Source organism: Aliivibrio sifiae (genome assembly GCF_002954705.1).
In the GTDB taxonomy this organism is placed as follows: Bacteria; Pseudomonadota; Gammaproteobacteria; order Enterobacterales; family Vibrionaceae; genus Aliivibrio; species Aliivibrio sifiae_A.
The window spans coordinates 659,543-667,205 of record NZ_MSCO01000002.1 but is presented as its reverse complement, the minus strand read 5'-3'; the positions used below and the strand labels follow the sequence as shown (position 1 = coordinate 667,205).

9 protein-coding genes are annotated in these 7,663 nt (G+C 36.5%); 3 read left to right on the top strand and 6 right to left on the bottom strand.

Annotated features, from left to right (window positions below; translation table 11 throughout):
- Both BTO22_RS20225 and BTO22_RS14060 read left to right on the top strand, forming a co-directional pair.
- On the top strand, positions 1 to 724 hold a 724-nt coding region (locus tag BTO22_RS20225; protein ID WP_105056021.1), incomplete at its 5' end, for a hypothetical protein.
- A complete protein-coding gene (locus BTO22_RS14060; RefSeq protein ID WP_105056020.1) occupies positions 711 to 1,457 on the top strand; it encodes an HIRAN domain-containing protein in 747 nt (248 codons plus the stop codon). The genes BTO22_RS20225 and BTO22_RS14060, both read left to right, overlap by 14 nt.
- Before the next feature lie 33 nt (positions 1,458 to 1,490).
- Here the strand turns inward: BTO22_RS14060 and BTO22_RS14055 are convergent, their stop codons facing one another.
- Positions 1,491 to 1,862, bottom strand: a complete 372-nt coding sequence (locus BTO22_RS14055) for a regulator (protein WP_105056019.1) — start codon at positions 1,860 to 1,862, stop codon at positions 1,491 to 1,493.
- A gap of 558 nt (positions 1,863 to 2,420) precedes the next feature.
- Here BTO22_RS14055 and BTO22_RS14050 point away from each other — a divergent pair.
- On the top strand, positions 2,421 to 2,987 hold the full coding sequence (locus tag BTO22_RS14050; RefSeq protein ID WP_060993754.1) for a PhnA domain-containing protein: 567 nt from the start codon (positions 2,421 to 2,423) through the stop codon (positions 2,985 to 2,987).
- 75 nt (positions 2,988 to 3,062) lie between these two features.
- Here BTO22_RS14050 and BTO22_RS14045 read toward each other — a convergent pair whose 3' ends face one another.
- The 5 genes from BTO22_RS14045 to BTO22_RS14025 all read right to left on the bottom strand — a co-directional run.
- Positions 3,063 to 3,623: a hypothetical protein gene (locus BTO22_RS14045; RefSeq protein WP_060993753.1), complete on the bottom strand. Its 561-nt coding sequence runs from the start codon at positions 3,621 to 3,623 to the stop codon at positions 3,063 to 3,065.
- 221 nt (positions 3,624 to 3,844) lie between these two features.
- Positions 3,845 to 5,221, bottom strand: a complete 1,377-nt coding sequence (pntB, locus tag BTO22_RS14040; RefSeq protein ID WP_105056018.1) for a Re/Si-specific NAD(P)(+) transhydrogenase subunit beta — start codon at positions 5,219 to 5,221, stop codon at positions 3,845 to 3,847.
- An 11-nt stretch (positions 5,222 to 5,232) separates the two neighbouring features.
- Positions 5,233 to 6,789, bottom strand: a complete 1,557-nt coding sequence (gene pntA, locus BTO22_RS14035; RefSeq protein WP_105056017.1) for a Re/Si-specific NAD(P)(+) transhydrogenase subunit alpha — start codon at positions 6,787 to 6,789, stop codon at positions 5,233 to 5,235.
- Between the two features lie 260 nt (positions 6,790 to 7,049).
- Positions 7,050 to 7,325, bottom strand: coding sequence for an HlyU family transcriptional regulator (locus BTO22_RS14030; RefSeq protein ID WP_061013687.1), 276 nt, complete (start codon positions 7,323 to 7,325; stop codon positions 7,050 to 7,052).
- 116 nt (positions 7,326 to 7,441) lie between these two features.
- Positions 7,442 to 7,663, bottom strand: a 222-nt coding sequence (locus BTO22_RS14025; RefSeq protein ID WP_146107558.1) for an OmpA family protein, incomplete at its 5' end; no start/stop codon positions are given.

The following is a 7,663-nucleotide window of genomic DNA, read 5'->3' as shown; positions in this document are numbered from 1 at the left end:
TTTAGCAGGTGCGAATAAGCGACTTGGTATTATTACACCAAATGCTGTAGCCGATGATTGTCGAATGGTTATGGGGAATGAAGTTTTACATAAGGATAGTCCATCAAATTATCCTAAACCGATTGCTGATAATGAGCGATATGTTAGAGTAAAAGAACACACAGTAAATAGAGTTTTGGGGTGTTTGGATTTATCTGATATTTCCCCTCCAATTTCAGAGTATGATATAACAGGTTTAAATGCTGGAGATGTATTCTGCGGTTACCTTTTGCTTGATGCTCTGATTAGTAATCAAGACCGCCATCATGAAAATTGGGCTATTATTATTAATAATAATACGGGTAAAAAATCGTTATGCCCTACTTATGATCATGCAGCTAGTTTAGGTCGAGAATTACTCGATAAAGAAAGAGAAGAAAGGTTAAATACAAAAGATGTACAACGAAAAGTACCAACATTTGTTAAAAAAGCAAAATCTGAGTTATTTAGACTTAAATCAGATAAGAAGCCTTTATCAACGGTCGAAGCGTTTTTTTTAGCTGTTGAAAAAAGAGATCTTGCAAAAAAACATTGGTTATCTAAGTTAAAGGATTTAACAGAAGATAACATTAGAGATATTTTTTCCAGAATACCTGAACAAATTTTCACTGATCTTGCTCGTGAATTTGCAATTCAAATGGTATTAGAAAATAAAAAAAGGTTATTAGAAGATGACAGAGCTTAATTCAGTTTATTTAGCATGGCAATCTCCAGAAAATAGGGATTGGTATGTAGTAGGTTTTCTACAAGAATCTGAAGATGGTTATATCTTTAATTATACAAATGGTGCTAAGTTATCAGAAAAGTTCATCCCATTTAGCGGTATGGAACAATTGGATAAAACATATGTTTCTGATGATTTATTTCCATTATTTAGAAATCGGTTATTATCGCCTAGAAGACCTGAGTATCCAAATTTTATTAAATGGTTAGGTTTAGAAAGCAGTTCAACATCTCCAATTGAAGTTCTCGCACGTTCTGGCGGGTTACGCGGAACAGATCAATTACAAATGTTTAAAAGAGTTCACTTAAAAAAAGATAACAGCTTTGAACATTACTTTTTTGTTCATGGACTAAGCCACTTATCTGAGTCAGCAATTGAACGCGTATCTAAATTAGAACCTGGTGATAAATTATATTTATGCCTTGATTGCCAAAATACTTATGATGATTCAGCAGTATTGATTCGTGCAGAAAAACCATCTGAAATTATTGGTTATTGTCCTCGCTATCTTGCGAAAGACATTAATAAATTTTTAACTACTGATAAGAAAAATATTCATATTGAAGTAGAAATGGTTTCGAATGATGCCCCATCAAATTATAGATTAATGTGTAAGCTATCAGGGATTATCAATAAAGATCACGGTCTATCTCCACTCATGAGTGAAGATGAATACCAATTAATTTCAAACTAATTATAAAAGGAATCATAACGATTCCTTTTTTATTTATATGACTTTGATTTTTGAAATAGCTCTCACAAGTCTCATCAGTTTAGTTAGTGTTTTTTTGTCAGAGTCACTTTCAATTTCTAGTAAAGCAATGGCTGTTAAAATCTGCTGTGGCTCTAGTTCTCTACCTGTTGGCAATCTTAATCTATTTTTTACAATGTAAAACCCCTTCCAGTTATCACCAAGCCCTAATTTACGTTCACAATACATTCGCATTAATCGTCTACATTCAGGTGGGATCTCTGCTCCTCCATCCCAATTGTTGACCTGCCTCACAGTTTTAAAACATAATTCTGCTGTTTTTTCTACGCTTAAACCACACTTATAAAATCTAAAAAAGTAGTTATTTGTCATTTGGTTATATTTCATTAGCCAACCTTTCATTTCTAAAAGGTTGGGAATAATATTACAAATGTTACATATGATTACCTTATTTTACATAAGCACTCATAATGCGCACTTGTGGCGTAAAATCAGCTTCTCTTTTAATGTGAATGTCCATTACAGTTTGAGCTTTCAAACAAATTAAAATGTGGCATTGAAAGATTTATACTATGACTTAAATGGCCGTTAAACGCATAAGCAGTACCAATGCTTAACCCAAGTACTGCTACTATTATTAAGAATGTTTTCTTCATTATTTATTCCTTTTTTATGCAAATTATTTGCTTCATATTCATTATCTACGGTATTTTTCTGCATAAAAACGTATTTACTTTGCTTTACGTAGGAATGAGATTTCTTGCTAAAAACTGAAAGATTTAACCGATTTACCTCATCTAGTTTACCAATTGGAAAACCACCGTTTACCCATTAGATACCAAATGCAAAAGTTATTGGAAAAATTACAGTATTCTCACCGCATTCCTTTTTCTTGTGGTATAAACTTGGCATAATACAATCACAATTAAACAAACAGGCATAATTATGAGCACTGCAAAAACTCTATTAACTCGCTGCGATTCTAAATGTGAACTATGTGGTTCAACTAACTCTCTAGCACCATTCGCAGTCCCGCCAAAAACTGATATCAACGTTGATAACTGTGTAATGATCTGTGATACATGTACAGCACAAATCGAAGACTCAGCTACAATGGATGTTAATCACTGGCGTTGTCTAAATGATTCTATGTGGAGCCAAGTACCAACTGTTCAAGTTATGTCTTATGTTTTACTAAGCAAACTAACGTCTGAATCTTGGGCTCAAGATGCTCTAGATATGATGTACGTTGAAGAAGATGTTAAAGAATGGGCTGAGAAAGCACTTCTTTCGGACGGTGAAAAACCACGTGACATTAATGGCGTTGAACTTAAAAAAGGTGACGACGTAACTGTTACTAAAGACCTTCCAGTTAAAGGTACTAACCAAGTTATTAAACAAGGTACAGTTATCCGTGGTATCAACCTTACAGATGATCCTCGTTTAGTTACAGGCAAGGCAAATGGCGGTCAATCTATGTATGTAATCGCTGAATTCTGTCGTAAAAAGTAATTCATTACCTAACAATCTGACAGACAAAAAAGACGCTTGAGTGCGTCTTTTTTATACCTAATATTTATTATTAACTTAATCCCTACTCCATTCATACACATCTTCATTACCTTTGTTTTTGAAAAAGTTAGAATGCTGCTGTACGAATTGATCTTTCTTTAATTCTTTAATTGGCCAATTTGAAAAATCTTCTGATGATGAGAACTCTGCCGTTTCTATTTTAAATTTTGAGAGCTTTTTGGCTGTAGTTCTAAATAAATACGACTGCCCATTGTCCTCACACACAAATTCTACGTTATTAATTGTTCGGTGGTTCAGCTTTACAGTTGCTGACATTATTGATTTTGGTTGGCAGTTCTTCTCATGAATTACAGCAACTTCAAACGTGTTTGTGTAAGTTACATCAACATAAGTAGCAATTTTATTGTTCTTATCAACACGCCTGAATAAAAGTTGTTTGGTATCATCGGTTCTTGCAGTTTGAATACCATTAGAAAATGGCTCATAGTAAAGCCAAGACCAACTCCATTCCATATTTCGTGCTAAGTAATTAAGCTGCGATGAAGAGTGCTGCCATAAGGCACTTAATATTAAAATTGCGCTCGTTATGATGATAATAGAAATGGCTTTTAGCATTAGAGTTACCGCCAGATAGGTGAAAGCTAGATCTTAACATAGGATGACGTTACTAACTATTTTATTCACCATTATGAATGGTTAATCAAAATATTTTGTATTACCCCCGAAGATTTTCTAATTAAATGAATATTTATTGTAATTTTAATTTTCAAATGTAAAAAAGCCGAGATAAATAATCTCGGCTTTTTATTAAATCAGACTAACCATTAATACAAAGATTAAAGGTGCTTACTGATCTCCACACAACTTTCTTTAGCATCACCGAAAAGCATCTCAGTGTTTTCTTTAAAGAACAATGGATTTTGAACACCAGCATAACCTGTGTTCATTGAACGTTTAAATACGATAACGTTTTTCGCGTTCCAAACTTCAAGTACTGGCATGCCAGCTATTGGGCTGTTTGGATCTTCCATTGCTGCAGGGTTAACTGTATCGTTCGCACCAATAACAAGAACAGTATCTGTATCAGATAAGTCATCATTGATCTCGTCCATTTCAAGAACAATATCGTAAGGAACCTTAGCTTCTGCAAGTAATACGTTCATGTGTCCAGGTAGACGGCCCGCAACTGGGTGAATACCAAAACGAACATTAATACCTTGCGCACGAAGTTTTTCTGTAATTTCATGAACTGGATATTGAGCTTGAGCTACTGCCATGCCGTATCCAGGAGTGATAACTACTGACTTCGAGTTTTTAAGCATTTCTGCTACTTCTTCAGCTGTTGTTTCACGGTGTTCACCTTGCTCTTCATCAGAATCTGAAACAACAACATCTTGACCGAAGCCACCAGCAATAACACTGATGAAAGAACGGTTCATTGCTTTACACATGATGTAAGACAGAATCGCACCTGAAGAACCAACTAACGCACCAGTAACAATCAGAAGATCGTTTGATAGCATGAAACCTGCCGCTGCTGCTGCCCAACCAGAGTATGAGTTAAGCATAGAAACAACCACTGGCATATCAGCGCCACCGATTGAAGCAACCAAATGGTAACCAAATGCAAAAGCAATTAGTGTTACTAAGATAATTGCAAACATACTGCCTTCAACACTAACAAAATAGTAAAGAAGTGCTGCAGAAGCGATTAATGCAATTAGGTTTAATTTATGACGATGTGGTAACTGAAGTGCAGACGAGCTGATCACTCCGCGTAATTTACCGAATGCAACCAAAGAACCTGTAAATGTTACAGCACCAATGAAGATACCTAAGAAAACTTCAACTAAATGGATATTTAGTAGTGCGCCTGTAAGCTCACCATGGTCAATATAACTGTTGTAACCAACAAGTACGGCAGCCATACCAACAAAGCTGTGAAGAATTGCCACAAGTTCTGGCATTTCTGTCATTTCAACTTTCTTCGCATAATAAATACCAATTGCCCCACCTATTGCCATAGCAACGATGATCCAACCTGTACCCGCCGAATCAGGACCAAAAATAGTCGCGATTAAGGCAATAGCCATACCAGTAATACCGTAGTAGTTACCGTTACGTGCGGTTTCTTGTTTAGACAGACCGGCTAAACTCATGATAAATAGAACGGCAGATACAATATATGCTGCTTGAACTAATCCTGCTGACATTATTCTACCCCTTACTTATCTTTACGGAACATTTCAAGCATACGCTTGGTTACAGCAAATCCGCCGAATATGTTAATACTCGCGATCAGAACTGCAATAAATGCTAAGAATGAAACGACACCATTGCCCTGACCCACTTGCAGTAACGCACCTACAATGATGATGCCTGAGATCGCATTAGTTACTGACATTAACGGAGTATGTAGTGAATGACTTACATTCCATACGACATAATAACCAACAACACATGCCAAGATGAAAACCGTAAAGTGAGCTAAGAATGCAGCTGGAGCAACAGAGGCTACCCATCCAAATGCAGCAATACCTGCACCGATCATTCCGAACTTTTTAACAGGAGACATTGGTTCTTCAACTTTCGGAGCTACCTTAGCTTTTGATGCAGCTTTTGCTTGAGGTTGAGCTGAAACTTGAATTGGCGGCGCAGGCCATGTTACTTCGCCCTCTTTAACAACAGTAACACCACGAAGAACAACGTCTTCAAAATCGATATTGATGTTGCCATCTTTTTCTTTACATAGAAGTTTAAGAAGGTTAACTAAGTTTGTACCGTAAAGTTGTGATGATTGTGTTGGTAGACGACCAACCATATCAGTGTAACCCACAATTTTTACGCCATTTTCTGTTGTGATTACCTGGTCTTTTACTGTGTACTCACAGTTACCACCATTAGCAGCAGCCAAGTCAACAATCACACTGCCCGCTTGCATGCTATCAACCATTGCTTTAGTAATTAGCTTTGGTGCAGGACGACCAGGGATAAGTGCGGTTGTAATGATAATATCAACATCTTTAGCTTGAGCTGCATATAGCTCTTCTGCTTTTTTATTGAACTCATCAGACATTTCTTTTGCGTAGCCATCGCCAGAACCAGAGTTTTCTTTGAAATCAACTTCAAGGAACTCTGCACCCATTGATTGTACTTGTTCTTTAACTTCTGGACGAACATCAAATGCACGCACGATTGCGCCAAGACTACCAGCAGCACCGATAGCAGCAAGGCCAGCAACACCAGCGCCAGCAACAAGTACTTTAGCTGGTGGAACTTTACCTGCAGCCGTAATTTGACCAGTGAAGAAACGACCAAACTCATGCGCAGCTTCTACAACTGCACGGTAACCTGCGATATTAGCCATAGAGCTTAAGGCATCTAACGCTTGTGCACGAGAAATACGAGGAACTGAATCCATCGCTAGAACGTTGATGTTCTTCGTTGCTAATTTAGCAAGTAACTCTTCATTTTGAGCAGGCCAAATAAAGCTAACCAAGCTTGCGCCATCTTGAAGAAGTTCAAACTCATCAACACCGGTTTCTGCGTTAACTTGAGGAGCATTAACTTTAAGGATAAGTTCTGATTTCCACACATCATCACAAGACACAATTATTGCGCCTGCTTTTTCAAATGCAGAGTCATCAAAGCTCGCTAAAATACCAGCATTAGTTTCTACAGCGACTGTAAAACCAAGCTTTAAAAGCTGCTCAACCGTTTTTGGAGTGGCAGCAACACGGGTCTCCCCCGCGAGTACTTCTCTAGGTACACCAATTTGCATAGTTATTCCTTGGCTATTGGCATGAATTGATTCCTTCGTTTTATCGAACAAAAGGGATTAATTCAAGTGTTTTGTAATAAAATGACATAATTTCATTACATTAAAATTGATATCTGCTTATTCTCACCTCTATTAGGTAAAAAAACAACATTTTGATGACAAAGCAGAGGTCAAACCACTTTTTGTTACTGATTGATTTTGAAGAATAAGTATAGAGTAAAAAACAAACGATATTCTAATCCATATCAATTCTATTACGTTTATTTAAAGATTGACTCGCCCATCTGATCAATTAACATTTTTGCTTTTCGCAGCATTAATTCATCAGCATCGTTTTTTGATGAAATAACATCAGAACGAATAAAACGGTGTTCTTTTAACTCTCCATTTATCTCTTTTGTTACTTTACCAGCTATGCGAAATTGAGAGCCATCGGCCTCTGAATTAGGATAAATAAGAAAGGTTTTATATTCGATTGCTTCGATGACTGGTTCTTGCTTAGGTGAAGAACCAAATAGACGTGAAAAAAGCCCCATTTCAGTTTCCTTTTTGAAATAAGGCTTAGTATACCCCAACAGTAAGCGATTTAAGTAACAACTATTTCGTTATAAGTTAGGTGATATTGATACCAATGACTCTTAGTATTTAATCGTTATTCTTTTTCGTCAAACATTTCGCTGATTGGGGTGATACGAATTTCAATACGGCGATTTTTTTTACGGCCATCGGCATTCATATTAGTTGCAATTGGTTCTGCTTCACCAAAACCATAAGTATTAATTCGGTTAGAATCAACGCCCTCTTTAGTCAATAAATCGAGAACTGAATCCGCTCGTTTATTCGACAGTGACATATTAAATTTTTTACTTCCTTG